Source organism: Rhodanobacter sp. FW101-FHT13A11 (assembly GCF_058790335.1).
In genome coordinates this window covers 89276-109171 of sequence record NZ_JBYTCN010000004.1, presented here as the reverse complement: position 1 = coordinate 109171, position 19896 = coordinate 89276, and the positions used below count along the sequence as shown (strand labels likewise).

Genomic DNA, 19896 nt, shown 5'->3' with positions numbered 1-19896 from the left:
TGATCAGAGCGAGTAGTACATCTGGAACTCCAGCGGATGCGTGCTGGCGCGGTACTTGGTGACTTCCTTCATCTTCACTTCGATGTAGGCATCGATGAAGTCGTCGGTGAACACGCCGCCGGCCTTGAGGAAGTCGCGGTCCTTGTCCAGCGCTTCCAGCGCGGCATCGAGGCTGGAGCACACCTGCGGGATGTTCTTCTCCTCTTCCGGCGGCAGGTCGTACAGGTCCTTGTCGGCCGGCGCGCCGGGGTCGATCTTGTTGATGATGCCGTCGAGGCCGGCCATCATCAGCGCGGTGAACACCAGGTAGCCGGAGTTCATCGGGTCGGGGAAGCGCACCTCGATGCGGCGGCCCTTGGGGCTGGCCACGTACGGGATGCGGCAGCTCGCCGAGCGGTTGCGCGCGGAATACGCCAGCATCACCGGCGCTTCGAAGCCCGGCACCAGGCGCTTGTAGCTGTTGGTGGTGGAGTTGGCGAACGCGTTGATCGCGCGGGCGTGCTTGAAGATGCCGCCGATGTACCACAGCGCGGTCTGGCTGAGGCCACCGTACAGGTCGCCGGCGAACAGGTTCTCGCCGTTCTTGGCCAGCGACTGGTGCACGTGCATGCCGCTGCCGTTGTCGCCGACCAGCGGCTTCGGCATGAAGGTGACGGTCTTGCCGTTCTGGTGCGCCACGTTCTTGATGACGTACTTCATCGTCAGCAGCTCGTCGGCCTTCTTCACCAGCGTGTTGAACTTCACGCCGATCTCGCACTGGCCGGCGTTCGCCACTTCATGGTGGTGCACCTCGACCTTCTGGCCCAGCGACTCCAGCACCTTGCACATGTCCGCGCGCAGGTCGCCCAGCGAGTCGACCGGGCTGACCGGGAAGTAGCCGCCCTTCACGCCCGGGCGATGGCCGCTGTTGTTGCCGTCGTACTTGTAGCGCGAGGACCACGCCGCCTCTTCCGAGCCGATCTCGTAGAACACCCGGCCCGGGTCGTTCTGCCAGCGTGCCGAATCGAAGATGAAGAACTCCGGCTCCGGACCGAAGAACGCGGTGTCGGCGATGCCGGTGGATTTCAGGTACGCCTCGCCGCGCTTGGCGATCGAGCGCGGGTCACGGCCGTAGGCCTGCATGGTGCTCGGCTCCAGCACGTCGCAATGCAGGATCAGCTGGGTGTGCGAGCTGAACGGATCGAGGTGAGCGGTGTCCGGGTCGGGCAGCAGGATCATGTCCGACTCGTTGATGCCCTTCCAGCCGGTGATCGAGGAGCCGTCGAACATCTTGCCGTCCTCGAACGTCGACTCGTCGATCGCGTGGGCCGGGAAGGTGACGTGGTGATGCGTACCGAGCATGTCGGCGAAGCGGAAGTCGACGAACTCGACCTCATGCTCCTGGATCAGGTCGAGCACTTTGTTGGCGGACATGGGACAACCTCGAAGGTGGATGGTGACTGGTCTTTGGCAAGGTCCATGCCAGCGGACAGAACCCTTGCCCGACAAGGGCCTGGCGGATGCCACGGCGGCGGTGACAGGCGCCGCGAGCAGCATGATGGTGCAAGATGTCTAGCGCATTGCACCATCATGGGTCGCCTATCACACCCGGCAATCGCCTGCCTCACGCATCGTAGGCGCTTTCGCCATGCGAGGTAATGTCCAGTCCCTCACGTTCGGCCTCGTACGGCACGCGCAGGCCGAATACCGCCTTCACCACCAGGTAGGCCAGCACCGAAACCACGCCGCTCCAGAGCACGGTGATGCCCACGCCCAGCGCCTGCACGCCGAGCTGGTGAAGCACCGAATAGTCCGCCGCACCGGTGCCGCCCAGCCCCGGCGCGGTGAACACGCCGGTCAGCAACGCGCCCACGATGCCGCCGACGCCGTGCACGCCGAACACGTCCAGCGCGTCGTCCGCGCGCAGCAGCTTCTTCAGCCCGGTCACGCCCCACACGCAGCACAAGCTGGCCAGCGCGCCGATCACGATCGCGCCCATCGGCCCCACCGTGCCGCAGGCCGGGGTGATTCCGACCAGGCCGGCCACCGCGCCGGAGGCGCCGCCCACCATCGAGGCGTGCCCGCGCATCACCGCCTCCGCCGCCAGCCACGCCAGCACCGCCGCCGCGGTGGCCAGCAGGGTGTTGATGAAGGCCAGCCCCGCACCCGCGTTCGCCTCCAGGTTGGAGCCGGCGTTGAAGCCGAACCAGCCCACCCACAGCAGCGCCGCGCCGACCATGGTGAAGCTGACGTTGTGCGGCTTCATCGGCTCGCGGCCGATGCCCAGCCGCGGCCCGACCAGGTAGGCACCGACCAGGCCGGCGACGCCGGCGTTGATATGCACCACGGTGCCGCCGGCGAAATCCAGCGCGCCCTTGGCGAACAGGTAGCCGCCGGGGCCGGCCCACACCATGTGCGCGATCGGCAGGTAGGCGAAGGTGAACCAGATCGCCGCGAACAGCAGCACCGCGCGGAAGCGCATCCGCTCGGCGAACGAGCCCACGATCAGCGCGCCGGTGATGCCGGCGAAGGTGGCCTGGAACGCCACGAACACGTACTCGGGCAGTGACACGCCTGCGGTGAACGTCGCCGCCAGCGTGTCTTTCGTCACCCCGCGCAGGAACAGCTTGTCAAAATTGCCGATGACCGCGCCGCCGCCGCTGAACGCGAGGCTGTAGCCGTACGCCACCCACAACAGCAGTAGCAGCGAGAACACCGTCATCACCTGCATCAGCACCGACAGCACGTTCTTCGAGCGCACCAGGCCGCCGTAGAACAGCGCCAGCCCAGGCACCGTCATCAGCAGCACCAGCAAGGTGGAGGTGAGCATCCACGCCACGTCGCCCTTGTCGACCACCGGCGCGGGCGTGGCGGCGTGCAGCGCCGGCGCGGCCAGGCCCAGCAACAACAGCGGCAGCCACCTGCGGATGCCGCGCAACAACGTCAGATCTTTCATGGCCTACCTCGCGGGATTCGGGTCAGAGGGCGTCGGCGTCGAGTTCGCCGGTGCGGATGCGGATCACCTGGTCCACGCCGGTGACGAAGAGCTTGCCGTCGCCCACGTTGCCGGTGCGGGCCGCGCGCTGGATCTCCTCCAGCACGGCGTCGAGCTGGTCGTCGGGCACCACCACCTCGACCTTGAGCTTGGGCAGGAAATCGACCACGTACTCGGCGCCGCGGTACAGCTCGGTGTGGCCTTTCTGGCGGCCGAAGCCGCGGACTTCCGTCACCGTGATGCCCGAGACGCCGGCGTGCGCGAGCGCATCGCGGACCTCGTCGAGCTTGTACGGACGGATGATGCTGGTGACCATTTTCATGGGTGACTCCCGGAGGTGATGACGGTGATGCGGTGGATCAGAACGACCGGGTCACGCCCAGCACCGCGGTGGCGCGGCCCAGGTAGTGACCCTCGGCGTTGGTGTAGGCGGCGCGGCGCGCGTCGGTGTCGCCATAGGCCAGCGCCACCGACCACTGCCCGGCGAAGTTGCGCGTCACGCCCAGCTTCCAGTCGCTGTACGACGCACCCGGCACGTTCGCCACGTGCTGGTGCCCCGCATGCGCGTTGAGCAGCCAGCCCGGCGCGAACTCCTGGTTCCACGACAGGTCCACGTAGCTGCTGTGCCTGCTGCCGGCATAACCGAACAGGTTGGTGAACGCGTACGAGTACTTCAGCGACACGCTTTTCCAGGCCAGCGCGGCATAGCCCTCGGTGGTGTGCGGCCGGGTGAACCCCCGTGGATAGCTGCCCGGGTACTGGTAGCGGTACAGGCCCGCGTCCCAGCTCCAGCCGCCGCCGAAGCTGCCGCGGCAGCCCGTGTAGAGGTCCAGTTCCACGCTGCTGGAGATCGGCGCGGCGGTGGTCGAGGCATCCGACAGCCAGCTCACGTTGCTGCCCCAGCCGCCGGCGTACCAGCCGCCGGCATGGTCGTATTCGAGGCCGGCCTGCACCGCCGGCTGGCGATTGGTCTGCGAGAGGCCGCGGAACAGGTAATCGCTGACCGCGCCGGCATTGCCGACCCAAGTGCCGGCCGGGGCCCCGCCTGCGCGGACCAGGCCGGAAACGCCGAGCAGCAGGACAACCACGGATATCGAGCTTCGTCTCATGTGACTGGTTCCCCTCGTGGCGTGGCGTTTCGGCAATGGCCATCCAGACGTCCAGACGTCCGCATGCCGTCGCCGCGGGGCCGTGCGCATGCATGGCGCCCAAGCCATCTCAGCAAGGCACGTGCCACGGGCCGCAACCGTTGCTGCAGCAGCCCCGGCCAGCCGGCCGCCGCGCCGGCGCGGCGGCGTTAGCACCATCGGCACCCGCCGCCATGGCCGGTTTGCACTGTTCCAGTGCGTCGCGGCGGCGACCGTTCCCTGCGGCGGCAAAACCCGTAAGCTATGGCGCTTCATGCCGGCGAACCTTTCCGCCGGCCCGTTTCCACCTTCAACGGACCCGCCCGTGACCGACCTGCTGCACGTCATCCTGCTCGGCATCATCGAAGGCATCACCGAGTTCCTGCCGATCTCCTCGACCGGCCACCTGCTGATCGCCGAGAAGTTCGGGCTGGGTGCGCGCTCGGACCTGTTCAACATCGGCATCCAGGCCGGCGCGATCCTGGCGGTCACGCTGATCTACTGGAAACGCATCTGGCAGCTGTTCACGCAGTGGCGCGACCCGGCCAACCGCGACTACCTGCTGAAGCTGGCGGTGGCGTTCCTGATCACCGCCGGGATCGGCTTCGCGGCGGTGAAACTGGGCTTCAAGCTGCCGGAGACGGTGACGCCGGTCGCCTGGGCGCTGGTGATCGGCGGCTTCTGGATGATCGCCGCCGAGCGGCTGGCCGCGCGCCAGCCCGAGCGCAGCGAGGTGACGTGGAAGGTGGCGATCCTGGTCGGCATCGCACAGATGGTCGCCGGCATCTTTCCCGGCACCTCGCGCTCGGCCGCGACGATCTTCGCGGCGATGCTGTTCGGCACCAGCAACCGCGCGGCGGCCACCGAGTTCGCCTTCCTGGTCGGCATCCCCACGATGTACGCGGCCACCGGCTACGAACTGCTCAAGGTGGTGAAGGGCGGCGGCGCCGCGCACGAGGACTGGACCGCGCTGGCGGTGGGCTTCGTGGTCTCGGCGATCGTCGCCTTCGTCGCGGTGAAGTGGCTGCTCGGCTACATCCGCAGCCACCGCTTCACCCCGTTCGCGGTCTACCGCATCGTGTTCGGCGTGGCGCTGCTGTTGCTGGTGCCGGCTGGCGCCTGAACCGGCAGCGGCCGAACGCCCGGCCGCGGCCAGGCGCGGCGTCTATGCTGCCTCGACCGGCGCCATCCTGGGCGCCGGCTTCGGCACGGCCTTCAGCGCGCCGACCGCGTGTTGGCCCGGCTGGTTGGTGCGGTCGAACAGCTCGCGCACCCACTCGATGAAGGCCTGCACGCGGGCCGACAGATGCTTTTTCTGCGGGTAGACGATCCACACCGGCTTGCCGGTCGAGTTGGTATCGGTCATCACCAGTTCGAGCATGCCCTTCTCCAGCATGCACGCGGCCAGCATGCGCGGCACCTGGGTGATGCCCAGGCCGGCCGCCACCGCCTGCAACACCGACTCGCCGTCGTTGATCAGCATGTGCGCGTCGATGTCCACGCTCATCTGCCCGCCCGGCGTGTCGAACTGCCACTGGCGCGGACGGCCGTTCGGGTAGACGTAGTTGATGCAGCGATGATCCTTGAGATCCTCGATGCTGCGCGGCGCGCCATACTTGCGCAGGTACTCGGGCGAGGCGCACACCACGTTGCTGAGGTAGCCGATCTTGCGCGCGATCAGGCTGGAATCCTCCAGCTGGCCGACCCGGATCGCGCAATCCAGGCCCTCGCCGTTGAGATCCGCCGGCGAGTCGCTCATCGACAGCTCCAGCCGGATATCCGGATAGCGCTGCTCGAACTCGGTCAGCCGCGGGATCACCGCCGCGCGGCCCACCGACAGCGAGATGCCCACGCGCAACTTGCCGGTCGGCTTGCTGTTGGCGAAGTTCAGCGCCTCGGTCGCCTCGCTCAGGTCGGCGAGAATCTCCTTGCAACGTGCATGGAAAGCGGCCCCATCGTCGGTCAAGCGCAGCGACCGGGTGGAACGGAACAGCAGCCGCGCGCCGAGCTGGCTCTCCAGCCGCGACACGGCGCGGCTGACCCCGGACGGGGTCATGCCCAGCTGGCTGGCGGCAGCGGCGAAGCTCTTGGCCTCGACCACGCGGACGAAGGTCGAAATGGCGGAAAAGTCTTCCATTGTTTCAATTCCTCGTCGATTCGTGACTGCGGCGCACGAGTGTAGTGCGCAAGAAACGGATTTTCTATACCGGAAAGTGCACTTATTCTCTCGACCCTTCGCCGGGAGTCCGTGCCTGGTCTACAAGGTTTTGGGAGCGCGTGATGAAAAAACAATGGATGCTGGTTCCCCTGGTCGCGGCCGGCGCACTCGGCAGCTGGATGCTGCTGCACGGCGGTGACAGCCGTGCGCAAGGCCCCGCCGCCGGCGCCCCGCCGGAAGTGACGGTGGCGCAGGCGTTGACCCGCAAGGTCAGCGACAGCGCCGAGTTCACCGGGCGGCTGGAAGCGGTCAACACGTCGCAGGTGCAGCCGCGGGTCGGCGGCTTCGTGGAATCGGTGCACTTCCAGGAAGGCGCGCTGGTGCACAAGGGCGACGTGCTGTTCCAGCTCGACGCCCGCCCGTACCAGGCGGAAGTGGACCGGCTGGTCGCCAACCAGGCGCAGGCCCGCGCCGAGCTGAGCCTGGCCCAAACCAACCAGCGCCGCGCCGAGATGCTGCTGGCCCAGCATGCCATCGCGCAGCAGGAAGCCGATCGCCAAGCCACCACCGCGCAAAGTGCGCGGGCCCAGCTGGACGCCGCCACCGCCGCGCTCGCCGCCGCGCGGCTGAACCTGGATTTCACCCGGGTGCGTTCGCCGATCGACGGCCGCGTCAGCAACGCCCGCGTCACCCCCGGCAACCTGGTCACCAGCAACGACGTGCTGACCAGCGTGGTCTCGGTGAACCCGGTCTACGTCTACTTCGACGTGGACGAGCAGACCTGGCTCAAGCTCGACCACCTGCGCGCCGGCGCGAAGCAGGCCGGCCACGACGCGCGGATCGAGGCCGCGATGGGCCTGGCCGACGAGACCGGCTACCCGCACGCGGGCCGCCTCGACTTCGTCGACAACCAGCTGCACGCCGGCTCCGGCACGATGCGCCTGCGCGCGGTGTTCGACAACGCCGACGGCCTGTACACGCCCGGCCTGTACGCCCGCGTGCAGCTGCAGAGCGGCCAGGCCCGCCCGCGCGTGCTGGTGGACGACCGCGCGGTCGGCACCGACCTCGGCAACCAGTTCGTCTATGTGGTGGACAAGGCGCACAAGGTGCAATACCGCAAGGTCGACACCGGGGCGCTGTTCCATGGCCTGCGCGTGATCGACAGCGGCCTGGACGCCAACGACGTGGTGATCGTCAACGGCCTGCAGCGCGTGCGTCCCGGCGCCCAGGTGAATCCGCAGCAGGTGGCGATGAGCTACCGCCTCGACGCCGCCGACAGGGCGCTGGTCGAGCGGGGCAATGCGCCGGATGCCGATGCGCGCACCGCGCAAGCCAGCACGACAGCTCCGCAGAGCCGCCCGCAAGGCTGAACACCGCTCCCTCCCCTGCGACCGAAGAAAGTCCCCTTGCGGGACGTGCGGCAGGGGAGGGCTGGGGAGGGGTGAAGCCCTCCGGCGAAGCCAAGAGCAAGAGCGTCACCCCCTCCCCACCTCCCCCTGCGATGCAGGGGGAGGAGCAAAGCAGACCGAGGCCGCGAAACGGCTTCGTCGAGGATTCACTCCATGAAAAACATCGCCCAGTTCTTCGTCGACCGGCCGATCATGGCCGCCGTGCTGTCGCTGCTGTTCGTGATCACCGGCTCCATCGCGGTGTTCCAGCTGCCGATCAGCGAATACCCCGAAGTGGTGCCGCCCACCGTGGTGGTACGCGCCGCCTACCCGGGCGCCAACCCGAAGGTGATCGCCGAGACCGTCGCCACGCCGCTGGAGGAACAGATCAACGGCGTGGAAGGCATGCTGTACACCTCCTCGCAGGCGACCAGCGATGGCGCGATGACGCTGACCGTGACCTTCGCGCTCGGCACCAACCTCGACACCGCCCAGGTCGACGTGCAGAACCGCGTGGCGCAGGCGCTGCCGAAGCTGCCCGAGGAAGTGCAGCGGCTCGGCGTGACCACGCAGAAGAGTTCGCCCGACCTCACCATGGTGGTGCACCTCACCTCGCCCGACCAGCGCTACGACATGCTGTACCTGTCGAACTACGCGCGGCTGCACGTGAAGGACGTGCTGGGCCGGCTCGACGGCGTGGGCGACGTGCAGATCTTCGGCGCCGGCGAGTACTCGATGCGCGTGTGGCTGGACCCGCGGAAGCTGGCCCAGCGCTCGCTCACCACCGGCGACGTGGTCAACGCGATCCGCGAGCAGAACGTGCAGGTCGCCGCCGGCGCGCTGAACGCGCCGCCCGGCCCGGGCAACTCGGCGTTCCAGCTCAACATCAACACTCGCGGCCGGCTGGTCAGCGAGAACGACTTCCGCAACATCATCGTGCGCACCGACGCGAACGGCGGCGTGACGCACCTGGGCGACGTGGCGAAGGTCGACCTGGGCTCGAACAACTACGCGCTGCGCAGCCTGCTCGACAACAAGCCGGCGGTGGCGCTGCCGATCTTCGCGCGGCCCGGCTCCAACGCGATCCAGATCTCCGACGAGGTGCGCGCCACCATGGCGCAGCTGAAGCAGGAGTTCCCGCAGGGCGTCGACTACCAGATCGTGTACGACCCCACCGTGTTCGTGCGCGGCTCGATCGAGGCGGTGGCGCACACCTTGCTGGAAGCGATCCTGCTGGTAGTGCTGGTGGTGATCCTGTTCCTGCAGACCTGGCGCGCCTCGATCATCCCGCTGGTGGCGGTGCCGGTATCGCTGATCGGCACGTTCGCGGTGATGCACCTGGCCGGCTTCTCGCTCAATGCACTGTCGCTGTTCGGCCTGGTGCTGGCGATCGGCATCGTGGTCGATGATGCGATCGTGGTGGTCGAGAATGTCGAGCGGCACATCGAGCTGGGCCAATCGCCGCGCGAAGCCACGCGCAAGGCGATGCACGAGGTCACCGGGCCGATCGTGGCCACCGCGCTGGTGCTGTGCGCGGTGTTCATTCCCACCGCCTTCGTCAGCGGCCTCACCGGCCAGTTCTACCGCCAGTTCGCGCTGACCATCGCGATCTCCACGGTGATCTCCGCGTTCAATTCGCTGACCCTGAGCCCGGCGCTGGCCGCCGTGCTGCTGAAGGGCCACGACGCGCCGAAGGACCGCCTCACGCGCGGGATCGACCGCGCGTTCGGCTGGCTGTTCCGTCCGTTCAACAAGCTGTTCCATCGCGGCTCCGAACGCTACGTCGGCGGCGTGAAGCGCATCGTCGGCAAGGGCAAGCTGGCGCTGGTGGTGTATGCCGGCCTGATCGCGCTGACCTGGTTCGGCTTCTCGCACGTGCCGACCGGCTTCGTGCCGGGCCAGGACAAGCAGTACCTGGTGGCGTTCGCGCAGCTGCCCGACGCCGCCTCGCTGGATCGTTCCGAGGACGTGATCCAGCGCATGGGCGCGATCGCGCTGAAGCAGCCTGGCGTGGAGCACGCGGTGGCGTTTCCCGGCCTGTCGATCAACGGTTTCACCAACTCCACCAACTCCGGCATCGTGTTCGTCACGCTGAAGCCGTTCGAGGAACGCCGTGACGCATCGCTGTCGGCCGGCGCGATCGCCGGTGCGCTGAACCAGAAGTTCGCCGCGATCCAGGATGCGTACATCGCGGTGTTCCCGCCGCCGCCGGTGATGGGGCTGGGCACGATCGGCGGTTTCCGCATGCAGATCGAGGACCGCGGCGACCGCGGCTTCGCCGAGCTGTACCAGCAGACCCAGAACCTGATCGCCGCCAGCCGCAAGGATCCGGCACTCGCCGGGCTGTTCTCCAGCTTCCAGATCAGCGTGCCGCAGGTGGACGCCGACGTGGACCGCGAGAAGGCCAAGACCGTCGGCGTGAACCTGGCCGACGTGTACCAGACCATGCAGGCCTACCTGGGCTCGCTCTACGTCAACGACTTCAACCGCTTCGGCCGCACCTACCAGGTGAACGTGTCGGCCGACCCGGCGTTCCGCCATTCGCCGCAGGACATCCTTGCGCTGAAGACGCGCAACGCGCAGGGCCAGATGGTGCCGCTGGGTTCGTTCGTCACCGTGCAGCAGGGCGCCGGCCCGGATCGCGTGCAGCACTACAACGGCTACGCCACCGCCGAGATCAACGGCGGCCCCGCGCCCGGCTTCAGTTCCGGCCAGGCGCAGGCGGCGATGGAAAAGCTGGCGAAGGACAACCTGCCGAACGGCATCAGCTTCGAGTGGACCGAGCTGACCTACCAGCAGATCCTCGCCGGCAACACCGCGATCCTGGTGTTCCCGCTGTGCGTGCTGCTGGTGTTCCTGGTGCTGTCGTCGCTGTACGAGAGCTGGTCGCTGCCGCTGGCGGTGATCCTGATCGTGCCGATGGTGCTGTTGTCCGCGATCGCTGGCGTATGGCTCTCCGGCGGCGACAACAACATCTTCACCCAGATCGGATTGATCGTGCTGGTCGGGCTGGCGTGCAAGAACGCGATCCTGATCGTGGAGTTCGCCCGCGAACGCCAGCACGAAGGCATGAGCCGCCACGAGGCGGTGCTGGAAGCGGCGCACCTGCGGCTGCGCCCGATCCTGATGACCTCGTTCGCCTTCATCATGGGCGTGGTGCCGCTGGTCACCTCGCACGGCGCCGGCGCCGAGATGCGCCACGCGATGGGCGTGGCGGTGTTCGCCGGCATGCTCGGCGTGACCGTCTTCGGGCTGATCTATACGCCGCTGTTCTACGTCGTCATTCGCGCCCTGGTCGAGCGCCGCGAGGCGCGCGCGGCCGAACGCGCCGCCGCGCATGCGCTGCCGGCGCTGGAGAACCACTGATGAAAACACTCACACGCGACACCGCACGGGAAACCTCCGCTCGTCATTCCTGCGAAGGCAGGAATCGCATCACTACGCACCCCGACAAACGAGCAAGTGCGATCCCGGCCTTCGCCGGGATGACGATGGTGGTTCTTCGAGCGTCGTTGCTGGCCGCCGCCCTCGCACTGGCCGGCTGCGCCAGCGTGGGCCCGAACTACCACGAAGCGAAACCCGCCGCGCCGCAATTGCAGGGACTGGACGCGGCGCAGAAGAACAACGCCCAGTTCCAGGCCGAATGGTGGAAGCAGTTCAACGACCCCACGCTGGACGCGCTGATCCGGCGCGCTGCGGCGAACAACCTGGACCTGCGCATCGCGGTGGCGCGGCTGCATGAGGCGCGCGCCCTGCTCAGCGGCGCGAAGTCCGATCAGCTACCGACCATCGACACGGACGTGAACTACACCCGCAGCCGCGGCCAGCAGCCCGGCTTCGGCACCCAGCGCCGGACGGTGACAACCTACCAGGCCGGCTTCGACGCATCATGGGAACTGGACCTGTTCGGCGGCGTGCGCCGTTCGGTGGAAGCGGCCGGCGCCGACCTCGGCGCCAGCGAGGCGGCGTTGCACGACGCCCAGGTCAGCCTGCTGGCCGAGGTGGCACGCAACTATTTCGAACTGCGCGGCAGTCAGCTGCGGCTGGACATCGCCCGTCGCGACATCGACAACCAGCAGCAGACCGTGCACCTCACCGAGGTGCGCCAGCAGCTCGGCTCCGGCGCGGAGCAGGACGTGGCCAGCGCCAAGGCCCGCCTCGCCGCGGTGCAGGCGCAGCTGCCGTTGCTGCAGACCCAGGCCAGCGCCAGCGAATACCGTCTCGCCGTGCTGCTGGGCGAACGTCCCGGCGAACTCGACGTCGACGTGTCGCCGAAGAGCTTCACCCCGATCGCGGCGAACCTGCCGATCGGCGACGCCGGCGACGTGCTGTCGCGCCGACCCGACGTACGCATTGCCGAACGCGAATACGCCGCCGCCACCGCGCGCATCGGCGTGGCCAAGGCGGACTTCTTCCCGCACATCATGCTGGGCGGCTTCCTCGGTTTCCTGTCGGGGCGCAGCAACGATTTCGGCAGCCCGGCGACGCGCGCGTGGTCGCTGGCGCCGAGCATCAGCTGGGCCGGCCTCAACGTGCAGCGCGTGCGCGCCAACCTGCACGCCAGCGAGGCGCGCACCGATGCGGCGCAGGCGAACTACCAGCGCAGCGTGCTGGAAGCGATCGAGGACATCGACAACGCGGTCACCGGGTTCAACCAGCAGCGCATCCGCGTCGACCATTTGATCGAGCAGGGCGCGCAGAGCAAGCGCGCCGCCGACCTGGCCCGCATCCGCTACCAGGAAGGCGCCACCGGTTTCCTCGAACTGCTGGACGCCGAGCGCACCCAGCTTGTCGCCGAGGATGACCTGGCCCAGGCCGAGGCGGCCATCAACACCCGCGCCGTGGCCTTGTACAAGGCGCTCGGCGGCGGCTGGCAGGCCTGCGGCGACGAGCGCTGCAGCGCGGTGGCCCGGGCCGACGCGCCATGAGCCGCCCGGCCCGTCGCCTGCCGGCGGCGACGCCGGTCTATCGCGTGGCGCTGGTCAGCGGCGCCAACCGCGGCCTCGGCTTCGAGGTGGCGCGCCAGCTCAGCGAATACGGCATGACCGTGCTGCTCGGCGCGCGCGACCCGGACAAGGGCCTGCACGCGGCGCGCAAACTGGCCGGCACGCCCGGCGAGGTGATCGCGGTGCAACTGGACGTGACCCGCCAGGACCAGGTCGACACGCTGGCGCGCTGGATCGAGGTGACCTACGGCCGGCTCGACGTGCTGGTCAACAACGCCGGCGGCCACTACGACCACGACGCGCGCGCCAGCAATGCCGACCTCGCGCCGGCGCTGGACGCGATGCAAACCCATCTGTTCGGCACCTGGCGGCTGAGCAGCGCGATGCTGCCGCTGATGCGCCGGCACGGCTACGGCCGCATCGTCAATGTCTCCAGCGGCTGCGGCGCCAGCGATTCGAACGGCGGCCACTGCGTGGGCTACCGCACCTCCAAGTCCGCGCTCAACGCGTACACCCGCACGCTGGCGGCGGAGCTGGAGGGCAGCGGCATCGCGGTCAACGCGGTGTGCCCGGGCTGGGTCGCCACCGAGCTCGGCGGCCCCGGCGGCCGGCCGGTGAGCGTCGGCGCCGCCGGCATCGTGTGGGCCGCCAGCCTGCCAGTGCCGGCACCGACCGGACGCTTCTTCCGCGACGGCGAAGCGATCCCATGGTGAACCCCGGTGCATCACGATCACCGCGAACCAGCGCCAGCGCGTTCGCGATTGCCCCATCGCGATCGGCGTGGCGCTGCCGTGGCTGGTACCGGCCGGCACCTGCCCTTCCGGTTTTGATCAAAGGGATCGTCCGGCGGAACGCCTAGCCAAAAGGCTGCTCGATGGACGGGCTCTGTGGCGTGAACCAGCGCGCACCGTCATCGGTGACATACATGATGTCCTCGAGCCGCACGCCGAACTCGCCGGGAATGTAGATGCCCGGTTCATCGCTGAAGGTCATGTTTGCCAGGATCTTCCGCTTGTTGCCGCGCACCAGGTAGTACCACTCGTGCATGTCCATGCCGATGCCGTGACCGAGGCGGTGCGAGAAATACTTGTAGTCCGGTCCGTAGCCACCGTCGACAATCACCTTGCGGGCGGCGGCATCCACCGACTCCATCGTGGCGCCCGGATGCGCCGCCTTCAGCGCCGCCTGCTGCGCCTTCTGCACGATGCCGAATACCTTCTTCATCTTGTCGGAGGCCTTGCCCAGGACAAAGGTACGGGTGATGTCGCTCTGATAGCCTTCCACGAAACAGCCCTCGTCGATCAGCACTGCCGTGCCTTCGACGATCTTCTGCGGAGCGATCGAGCCGTGCGGCTGGGCGGTGTATTTTCCGACGTTGACGATCGCCTCGCCTACCAGCCCCTGGCGTCCGTAGGCGGCGCCGATCCAGTCCAGCACCTGTTGCTGCGTCATGCCGGGTTCGAGCGCCTTCCACACGGCGTGGTACACCGCCAGCGTCGCGTTGTTGGCGACCTGCATCAGGGCCAGTTCGGCCGGACTCTTGATCGAACGGCAGCCGGCGGTGACCGGCATGGCGGACACGAGCCGCACGTGCGGCATCGCGTTGCCGATGTTGGTGGCGCGGGAAAACGGTACCTGGTCTTCGACGCCCAGCGTTCCGGTGGACGCGTGCAGCTCGGCCATGACCTGCGCGATCTTCTCGTAGGGGCTCTCGTGCTCCTGCCAGGCACGCACGTCGTGACCGAACCTGATCTGCTCCAGCGCGCGGCTCTGTTCGAATGCGGGTGTGATGTAGATCGGGTCCCCCGACCGGGGCAGCAGCATGCCCATGGTCCGCTCACTGGTGAACCAGTGCATGCCGGTGAAATAGTTCAGCGAGGCACCGCCATCCATGAAGATGGCATCCATCTTGTTCTCGGCCATGAGCTGCTGCGCCCGGTTCAGGCGGGCCCTGCGTTCGGCGTCGGTGATGGGGACGATCTGCGACTGCACCGGCTGCAGCGCCATGATCGAAGGCGGCAAGCCGGCGCAGTCGGCGCCCTGCCGGGCCATGGCCTCGCCTGCCAGCAGGCTCGTCGACAACGCCGCCGCACCCATGGCCGAAGCCTGCAGGAAGCGCCGGCGGCCAAGGTGGATCGTATTGCTGGTTTCCATCGTTGTTCCCCCTGTCTGTGTACAGCTGCTCGTGGCAGCGATTCGAGCCATCCCGGCGGCAACCGCACGGTTCATCCGCGACGGTGAGGCCACATCACGGTGAGGTTACCCCGATCGTGGCTGCTCAGCGCTGCACGATCAGCGCGAACCAGTGCCAGCTGTGCACGCGCTCGGCGATCAGCTTGGTGCAGGTCAGCATCGGCACCGCCAGCAATGCACCGGGAATGCCCCACAGCCAGCTCCATACCAGCAGCCACAGCAGGATCGCGATCGGGCTCAGCTGCATGCTGCGACCCTGGATCATCGGCGTGATCAGGTTGCCTTCCAGCGCGACGATGCCGGCGAAGGTCAGCACCGGCAGGAACACGTGCAGGCTCATCTCGTTCGCATAGAGCATGCACACCACCGCCAGCACCGCGGTGGTGACGATCGCCCCGACGTACGGAATGAAGTTCGCGAACATCGCCACCGTGCCCCACAGCAGCGGGTCGGGCACCTTGTACAGCCACAGCATGCCGGCGGTGACCGCGCCGAGCCCCGCGTTGATCAGCAATGCGGTCAGCAGGTAGCGCGATACCTGGGTCTGGATGCCGCGCACAATCACCACTGCATGCCGCTTGTAGCCGAAGCTCGGGGTGATCTCCACCAGCCGGCGCAACATCGTGTCGCCATAGATCAGAAAGAAGAACACCAGCAGCACCACGCTGAGTACCGCGGCCAGCACCTTGGGCGTGGTGGAGACCACGTCCCAGGCGCTGATCGCCATCGGCGGAGCTGGCGTGGCCGGCACGTGGATGGTGCCGGTGTTGCCGCCGACCAGGGTCTGGGTGGCGCGGTTCGCCGCTTCCAGCGGCTGGGTGAGGTGCTTCAGCTTCGGCACGAAACTCCTGATCGCCTGCGGCGCGCCATGGAACCAGCCGACCGCCGGTTGCGCCAGCAGGCCGACGCCGCTGCCGATACCGACGATCAGGCCGACCATCAGCACGCTCGCGGTCAGCCAGCGCGGCAGGCGGATGCGTGTCCCGGCGGCGACGATCGGATTCAGGGCCAGCCCGAGGAAAGCCGCCAGCACCAGCGGAATCAGCAGCGCCTTGGTCAGCGTGATGGTGTACATCAACGCCAGGAACAGCAGCACGTTCAACAACCCGCGAATCGCCCGCAGGTGCCGGCGGATGCCACGCGTCGCCTGCAGTCCGCGCGCCAGCTGCCGCGGCGGGCACCCCGGCGCGACTTCCTCGACCCGGATCGGCGACGTGACGTCGCCGTCACCCACGGCATCACCCTGCGGCCGGAACGGTTCGGGCTCGCTCATGAGCGCTCGTCATCTTCCGCACCGGGTGCGTGGGTGTCTCGTCCGGCGCCGGCAAGACCCGCCGTGCCCAGCTCGGCGATCAGGCGCGTGCCGAAGGCCACCGCATCGGCCAGTCCGCCGCTGAGCAGCGGACCCACGCCCGGCACCCGCAGCGGATGCACCTTGAGACTGCCCAGCACGAAGCCGGCACCGGCCGCCACGCCCACCGTCGTCAACGGATGCGCGTGCCCGCGTGCCAGCAGGGCCGCCGCGGGCGTACTCAACTCCTGCCGCGCTGCGCTCATGCGCAATTGCGCCGCCTGCACCTTGGCGAACTGATCGAAAACGCTCACGAGCGACCTTCCTCCCCGTTGCCCTGCCGGCTCTCCGCCGCGACCTCGCTCTCGGCCTTGCGCAAGGTGTCGCGCATCATCGCATGCCATTCGCCACGCGTGGCCGGCAGGCTCATCCAGTGCATGCAGCGACGAAACAGCAGGATCGAACCGAACAGGAACAGCACCTGCAGCACCGCCAGCACCAGCAGCGACCAGATCCACGAGCCGAACCACGCCGCCAGCACCACGCCGAGCAGTCCAAGTACGGTCAGACCGAAACCGACACCGGCCACCGTCGCAGCCAGTCCCGCCAGCAGCATCCACGACACCGCGCTGCGCGCCAGTCCCAGTTCAGCCGCCAGCAAATGCATCTGCGCGCCGAACAGACGCCTGACCGCATGGCCGAGCTGACCGATTTCCTTCAGCAGCCCGGACGATGACGGAGCCGGTTCCGGCGCCGTCGCGGCGCGAGGTGGTTCACCCTCGTCATGCATGCCCGACCCCTGCGCCGCGACGCTCAACGTCGCAGGATGCGGCCGAGCAGCCAGCCGGCGCCGATCGCAATGGCGACCGACTGCACCGGCTTCTCGCGCACGTAGTCGCGCACCTGCTCCAGCCACGCGTCGGCGCGATCGATCGTCTCGTCGTAGACCTCGCGGCTGCGCTCGCCGACCTGCGCGGCCTTGTCGCTGGCCTTGTGCGCCGCGCCGGCAGCCTTGTCGGTGGCGTGGTGCAGGCTTTCCTCGACGCGGTCGGCAGCGCGTTCCACCGCTTCCCTGGTGCTGTCGACGGCGCTGGAGGTGGCCTGCTTGATCCGTTCGGCGCGTTCGTCGATGCGATCGCCGGCGGACTGTTCAGGGGTCTGGACCTGCTTGTTCATGGCTTGCTCCGGAAGGACTTCAGTATGGGGAAACCGCGTTGCCGCGACGACCGTCAACCGGCACGACGGAAGAACGCGATGCCCGCCAGGACCAGGAAGATGATGAACAGGATCTTCGCGATCCCCGTGGCGGCGCCCGCGATGCCGCCGAAACCGAACACGGCGGCAATGATGGCAATGATCAGGAAAACCAGGGCGTAGTGAAGCATGGGGACGACCTCTTGCGATGAACGGCGGCTGCAGGGGAAGCCGCATGTCGCCATTCATCCATAGCCCGCGGCACGCAAACGTGAAGGGTGCCCGCCTCATCGTGCACGCGACGCCGACGCATACGCCGGCCTGCATTCAACCGGCGAGCACGGGATTGAGGCTGTAGGTGCCGACCAGCTCCGCCTCGGCCAGCACGTGGCCGGCCATCGCCGCACGCAGCTCGGCCAGCGAAAAACCGCCGGCCAGCGGCAGCGCGGCCACGTTGAGTGCGTGCACCTTGAAGCGGTAGTGATGCAGCAGCGAGTCGTTCCACGGCGGGCATGGGCCGTCGTAACCGAGGTAGTCGCCGCCCATGTTGGCGTCGCCGGCGAACCAGCCGGTGTAGTCGTTGACGCCCTGCACGCTGCCCGGCGGCCCGAACGGCTCGCGCTTGCCGCGCGCGGTGATCCCGTCGCTGCAGCTGCCTGCGGCCAGCTCGCCGCATTCCGCGGGGATGTTCGCCATCAGCCAGTGCACGAACTCGACGCGCGGCAGATCCGCCGGCACCGTGCGGCCGGCCTGGTTCACGTCGTCACCGCGGCTGGGCACGTCGGCATCGATGCAGGTGAGCACGAACGAGCGGGTGGCCGGCGGCGCGTCCTTCCACGCCAGGTGCGGGCTGCGGTTGTCCGACAGCGCAACCGGATCGGCGCGCCTGCCGAAGGCGAACTCGGCGGGGATCGTCCGGCCGTTCTCGAAATTGTCGCTGCGCAGTTGCATGGTGTGTCTCCGCTCGGGTTGCATGTTGCGTATGAAGTGCGATTCCTGCCTTCGCAGGAATGACGGTAAAAGATGCGACTTGCGCCCACCTTCGTCATTCCTGCGAAGGCAGGAATCGCACTTCAACGGCTACAGAATAGTCGGATACAAGTCCCGCCACCCGGCATTGCCCTCGTCGATCAAGCGCATCTTCCAGTCGCGCTTCCACCGCTTGAGCATCTTCTCGCGCAGGATCGCCGACTCCATCGTCGGGTGAAGCTCGTACCAGACCAGCGTGTGCACACCGTAGCGGTTGGTGTAGCCCTCCACCACGTCGTTCTTGTGCTGCCAGATGCGCTTGATCAGATCGCTGGTGACGCCGATATAGAGAACACCGTTCTTCTTGCTCGCCAGCATGTAGACGCAAGGTTGTCGCCTGTCCATGGCGTTTTCTCCAGTGTTGTAATGCGATTCCTGCTTTCGCAGGAATGACGGCGGTGTAGGTGATTCACGGGTATGCCACTCTCCTTTTTCGTCATTCCTGCGAAAGCAGGAATCGCACTTCGCGCAGGAATGACATGGGGCTCATGGCTCGTACGTCACCCTATACACCGCCCCGGCCAGGTCGTCGCTGACCAGCACGCTGCCGTCGGGCAGCGGCTGTACGTCGACGGGGCGGCCCCAGGCCTTCTCGTCCTGCTCGAAGCCGGTGACCAGCGGCTCGTAGGAGACCACCTTGCTGCCGTTCAGGCGCACGGTCATCACGCGGTAGCCGGATTTCTTCGTGCGGTTCCACGAGCCGTGCTCGGCGACGAGGATCGCGCCCTTGTAACCGGCAGGAAACTGGCCGCCCTCGTAGAAGCGCATGCCCAGCGCGGCCACGTGCGCGCCGAGCTTCAGCACCGGCGGCACGTAATCCTTGCAGCTTTTGCCCTTGCCGAACTCGGGGTCGAGCGTGTCGCCCTGGTGGCAGTACGGATAGCCGAAATGCTCGCCGGGGCGGGTGATCTCGTTCAGCTCGTCGCTGGGCATGTCGTCGCCCATCATGTCGCGGCCGTTGTCGGTGAACCACAGGCGGTGGGCGCCCGGCTGCCAGTCGAAGCCGACCGAGTTGCGGATGCCGCGCGCCACGTCCTGCCAGCCGCTGCCGTCGGCGTTCATGCGGATCAGCTTGCCGTGGTCCGGGCCCGGATCGCAGATGTTGCATGGCGCGCCGATCGGCACATACAGCTTGCCGTCCGGGCCGAACGCGATGAACTTCCAGCCGTGGTAGGTCTCGGTGGGCAGCCGGTCGGTGACCACGGCGGGCTTTGGCGGATCGTCCAGGTGGTTCTCGATGTCGCGCAGCACCAGGATGCGGCTCACCGCGGAGACGTACAGGTCGCCGCCCTTGAACGCCACGCCCACCGGCAGCTGCAACCCGCTGGCGATCACCCGCACCTTGTCCGCCACGCCGTCGCCGTTGCTGTCGGTCAGCGCATAGACCTTGCCGGCATCGTTGGAGCCGACGAACACCGTGCCCTTCGCGCCCAGCGCGATCTCGCGCGCATTCGGCACCTGGTCGGAGTACACCGCGATGTGGAAACCCTCAGGCAGGGTCAGCCGGCCCAGCGGCGGCGCGGCCAGCGCCGGCAGCGGGGACAGGGCCAGCAGCAACGACAGCAGCAGGCGCATGGCAAGGCTCCGCAATCGTGG

The 19896-nt window shown here is 67.8% G+C and carries 19 protein-coding genes; 5 read left to right on the top strand and 14 right to left on the bottom strand.

From position 1 onward, the window contains the following. Nucleotides 1–3 precede the first annotated feature (3 nt). From glnA to AC3WRN_RS06375, 4 genes are all read right to left on the bottom strand, one after another. A complete protein-coding gene (gene glnA, locus AC3WRN_RS06390) occupies nt 4–1413 on the bottom strand; it encodes a type I glutamate--ammonia ligase (RefSeq protein WP_068093831.1) in 1410 nt (469 codons plus the stop codon). Between the two features lie 190 nt (nt 1414–1603). Next, complete coding sequence (locus AC3WRN_RS06385) at nt 1604–2935, bottom strand: ammonium transporter (protein ID WP_492622332.1); 1332 nt, start codon at nt 2933–2935, stop codon at nt 1604–1606. A 22-nt stretch (nt 2936–2957) separates the two neighbouring features. After that, nucleotides 2958–3296 carry a P-II family nitrogen regulator gene (locus AC3WRN_RS06380; protein WP_492622331.1) on the bottom strand — a complete coding sequence of 113 codons (339 nt, stop codon included), beginning with the start codon at nt 3294–3296 and terminating at the stop codon, nt 2958–2960. A gap of 37 nt (nt 3297–3333) precedes the next feature. Further along, entirely contained in the window at nt 3334–4083 is a 750-nt protein-coding gene (locus AC3WRN_RS06375) for a TorF family putative porin (protein WP_492622330.1), read from the bottom strand. A 343-nt stretch (nt 4084–4426) separates the two neighbouring features. On the opposite strand from AC3WRN_RS06375, the gene AC3WRN_RS06370 reads away from it, so the two are divergent. Next, nucleotides 4427–5224, top strand: coding sequence for an undecaprenyl-diphosphate phosphatase (locus tag AC3WRN_RS06370; protein WP_492622329.1), 798 nt, complete (start codon nt 4427–4429; stop codon nt 5222–5224). A gap of 42 nt (nt 5225–5266) precedes the next feature. Here AC3WRN_RS06370 and AC3WRN_RS06365 read toward each other — a convergent pair whose 3' ends face one another. Next, entirely contained in the window at nt 5267–6238 is a 972-nt protein-coding gene (locus tag AC3WRN_RS06365; RefSeq protein WP_068093814.1) for a LysR family transcriptional regulator, read from the bottom strand. Between the two features lie 143 nt (nt 6239–6381). On the opposite strand from AC3WRN_RS06365, the gene AC3WRN_RS06360 reads away from it, so the two are divergent. From AC3WRN_RS06360 to AC3WRN_RS06345, 4 genes are all read left to right on the top strand, one after another. Next, nucleotides 6382–7629: an efflux RND transporter periplasmic adaptor subunit gene (locus AC3WRN_RS06360; protein ID WP_492622328.1), complete on the top strand. Its 1248-nt coding sequence runs from the start codon at nt 6382–6384 to the stop codon at nt 7627–7629. A gap of 192 nt (nt 7630–7821) precedes the next feature. Next, nucleotides 7822–11013: an efflux RND transporter permease subunit gene (locus tag AC3WRN_RS06355; RefSeq protein ID WP_492622327.1), complete on the top strand. Its 3192-nt coding sequence runs from the start codon at nt 7822–7824 to the stop codon at nt 11011–11013. Nucleotides 11014–11132: 119 nt separating this feature from the next. Further along, on the top strand, nt 11133–12575 hold the full coding sequence (locus tag AC3WRN_RS06350) for an efflux transporter outer membrane subunit (RefSeq protein ID WP_492622470.1): 1443 nt from the start codon (nt 11133–11135) through the stop codon (nt 12573–12575). Next, nucleotides 12572–13306: an SDR family NAD(P)-dependent oxidoreductase gene (locus AC3WRN_RS06345; RefSeq protein ID WP_068093802.1), complete on the top strand. Its 735-nt coding sequence runs from the start codon at nt 12572–12574 to the stop codon at nt 13304–13306. Before AC3WRN_RS06350 ends, AC3WRN_RS06345 begins: the two co-directional genes overlap by 4 nt. 142 nt (nt 13307–13448) lie before the next feature. Here the strand turns inward: AC3WRN_RS06345 and AC3WRN_RS06340 are convergent, their stop codons facing one another. From AC3WRN_RS06340 to AC3WRN_RS06300, 9 genes are all read right to left on the bottom strand, one after another. Then, on the bottom strand, nt 13449–14822 hold the full coding sequence (locus tag AC3WRN_RS06340; RefSeq protein WP_492622326.1) for a M24 family metallopeptidase: 1374 nt from the start codon (nt 14820–14822) through the stop codon (nt 13449–13451). 49 nt (nt 14823–14871) lie between these two features. Then, complete coding sequence (locus tag AC3WRN_RS06335) at nt 14872–16059, bottom strand: AI-2E family transporter (RefSeq protein ID WP_492622325.1); 1188 nt, start codon at nt 16057–16059, stop codon at nt 14872–14874. Then, the gene (locus tag AC3WRN_RS06330; protein ID WP_492622324.1) at nt 16056–16391 is read right to left on the bottom strand and encodes a glycine zipper domain-containing protein; all 336 of its coding nucleotides are present in this window, start codon (nt 16389–16391) and stop codon (nt 16056–16058) included. The genes AC3WRN_RS06335 and AC3WRN_RS06330 overlap by 4 nt, the downstream gene beginning before the upstream one ends. Then, complete coding sequence (locus AC3WRN_RS06325; RefSeq protein WP_492622323.1) at nt 16388–16867, bottom strand: ABC transporter ATP-binding protein; 480 nt, start codon at nt 16865–16867, stop codon at nt 16388–16390. Before AC3WRN_RS06325 ends, AC3WRN_RS06330 begins: the two co-directional genes overlap by 4 nt. A 23-nt stretch (nt 16868–16890) precedes the next feature. Beyond that, entirely contained in the window at nt 16891–17253 is a 363-nt protein-coding gene (locus tag AC3WRN_RS06320; RefSeq protein ID WP_068093790.1) for an ElaB/YgaM/YqjD family protein, read from the bottom strand. Between the two features lie 53 nt (nt 17254–17306). After that, entirely contained in the window at nt 17307–17462 is a 156-nt protein-coding gene (locus AC3WRN_RS06315) for a DUF1328 domain-containing protein (protein ID WP_082823579.1), read from the bottom strand. Nucleotides 17463–17598: 136 nt separating this feature from the next. Further along, on the bottom strand, nt 17599–18222 hold the full coding sequence (locus tag AC3WRN_RS06310; protein WP_492622322.1) for a YbhB/YbcL family Raf kinase inhibitor-like protein: 624 nt from the start codon (nt 18220–18222) through the stop codon (nt 17599–17601). A gap of 129 nt (nt 18223–18351) precedes the next feature. Next, a complete protein-coding gene (locus tag AC3WRN_RS06305; RefSeq protein WP_068093784.1) occupies nt 18352–18645 on the bottom strand; it encodes a GIY-YIG nuclease family protein in 294 nt (97 codons plus the stop codon). A gap of 141 nt (nt 18646–18786) precedes the next feature. Further along, nucleotides 18787–19875, bottom strand: a complete 1089-nt coding sequence (locus AC3WRN_RS06300) for a PQQ-dependent sugar dehydrogenase (RefSeq protein ID WP_492622321.1) — start codon at nt 19873–19875, stop codon at nt 18787–18789. Between the last annotated feature and the right edge of the window lie 21 nt (nt 19876–19896).

Coding starts and splice junctions, on each gene's coding strand:
- AC3WRN_RS06335 (WP_492622325.1), bottom strand. CDS start 16,059: ATGAGCGAGCCCGAACCGTTCCGGCCGCAGGGTGATGCCGTGGGTGAC.
- AC3WRN_RS06345 (WP_068093802.1), top strand. CDS start 12,572: ATGAGCCGCCCGGCCCGTCGCCTGCCGGCGGCGACGCCGGTCTATCGC.
- AC3WRN_RS06315 (WP_082823579.1), bottom strand. CDS start 17,462: ATGCTTCACTACGCCCTGGTTTTCCTGATCATTGCCATCATTGCCGCC.
- AC3WRN_RS06300 (WP_492622321.1), bottom strand. CDS start 19,875: ATGCGCCTGCTGCTGTCGTTGCTGCTGGCCCTGTCCCCGCTGCCGGCG.
- AC3WRN_RS06365 (WP_068093814.1), bottom strand. CDS start 6,238: ATGGAAGACTTTTCCGCCATTTCGACCTTCGTCCGCGTGGTCGAGGCC.
- AC3WRN_RS06305 (WP_068093784.1), bottom strand. CDS start 18,645: ATGGACAGGCGACAACCTTGCGTCTACATGCTGGCGAGCAAGAAGAAC.
- AC3WRN_RS06355 (WP_492622327.1), top strand. CDS start 7,822: ATGAAAAACATCGCCCAGTTCTTCGTCGACCGGCCGATCATGGCCGCC.
- glnA (WP_068093831.1), bottom strand. CDS start 1,413: ATGTCCGCCAACAAAGTGCTCGACCTGATCCAGGAGCATGAGGTCGAG.
- AC3WRN_RS06385 (WP_492622332.1), bottom strand. CDS start 2,935: ATGAAAGATCTGACGTTGTTGCGCGGCATCCGCAGGTGGCTGCCGCTG.
- AC3WRN_RS06325 (WP_492622323.1), bottom strand. CDS start 16,867: ATGCATGACGAGGGTGAACCACCTCGCGCCGCGACGGCGCCGGAACCG.
- AC3WRN_RS06340 (WP_492622326.1), bottom strand. CDS start 14,822: ATGAACCGTGCGGTTGCCGCCGGGATGGCTCGAATCGCTGCCACGAGC.
- AC3WRN_RS06380 (WP_492622331.1), bottom strand. CDS start 3,296: ATGAAAATGGTCACCAGCATCATCCGTCCGTACAAGCTCGACGAGGTC.
- AC3WRN_RS06350 (WP_492622470.1), top strand. CDS start 11,133: ATGACGATGGTGGTTCTTCGAGCGTCGTTGCTGGCCGCCGCCCTCGCA.
- AC3WRN_RS06310 (WP_492622322.1), bottom strand. CDS start 18,222: ATGCAACTGCGCAGCGACAATTTCGAGAACGGCCGGACGATCCCCGCC.
- AC3WRN_RS06360 (WP_492622328.1), top strand. CDS start 6,382: ATGAAAAAACAATGGATGCTGGTTCCCCTGGTCGCGGCCGGCGCACTC.
- AC3WRN_RS06320 (WP_068093790.1), bottom strand. CDS start 17,253: ATGAACAAGCAGGTCCAGACCCCTGAACAGTCCGCCGGCGATCGCATC.
- AC3WRN_RS06375 (WP_492622330.1), bottom strand. CDS start 4,083: ATGAGACGAAGCTCGATATCCGTGGTTGTCCTGCTGCTCGGCGTTTCC.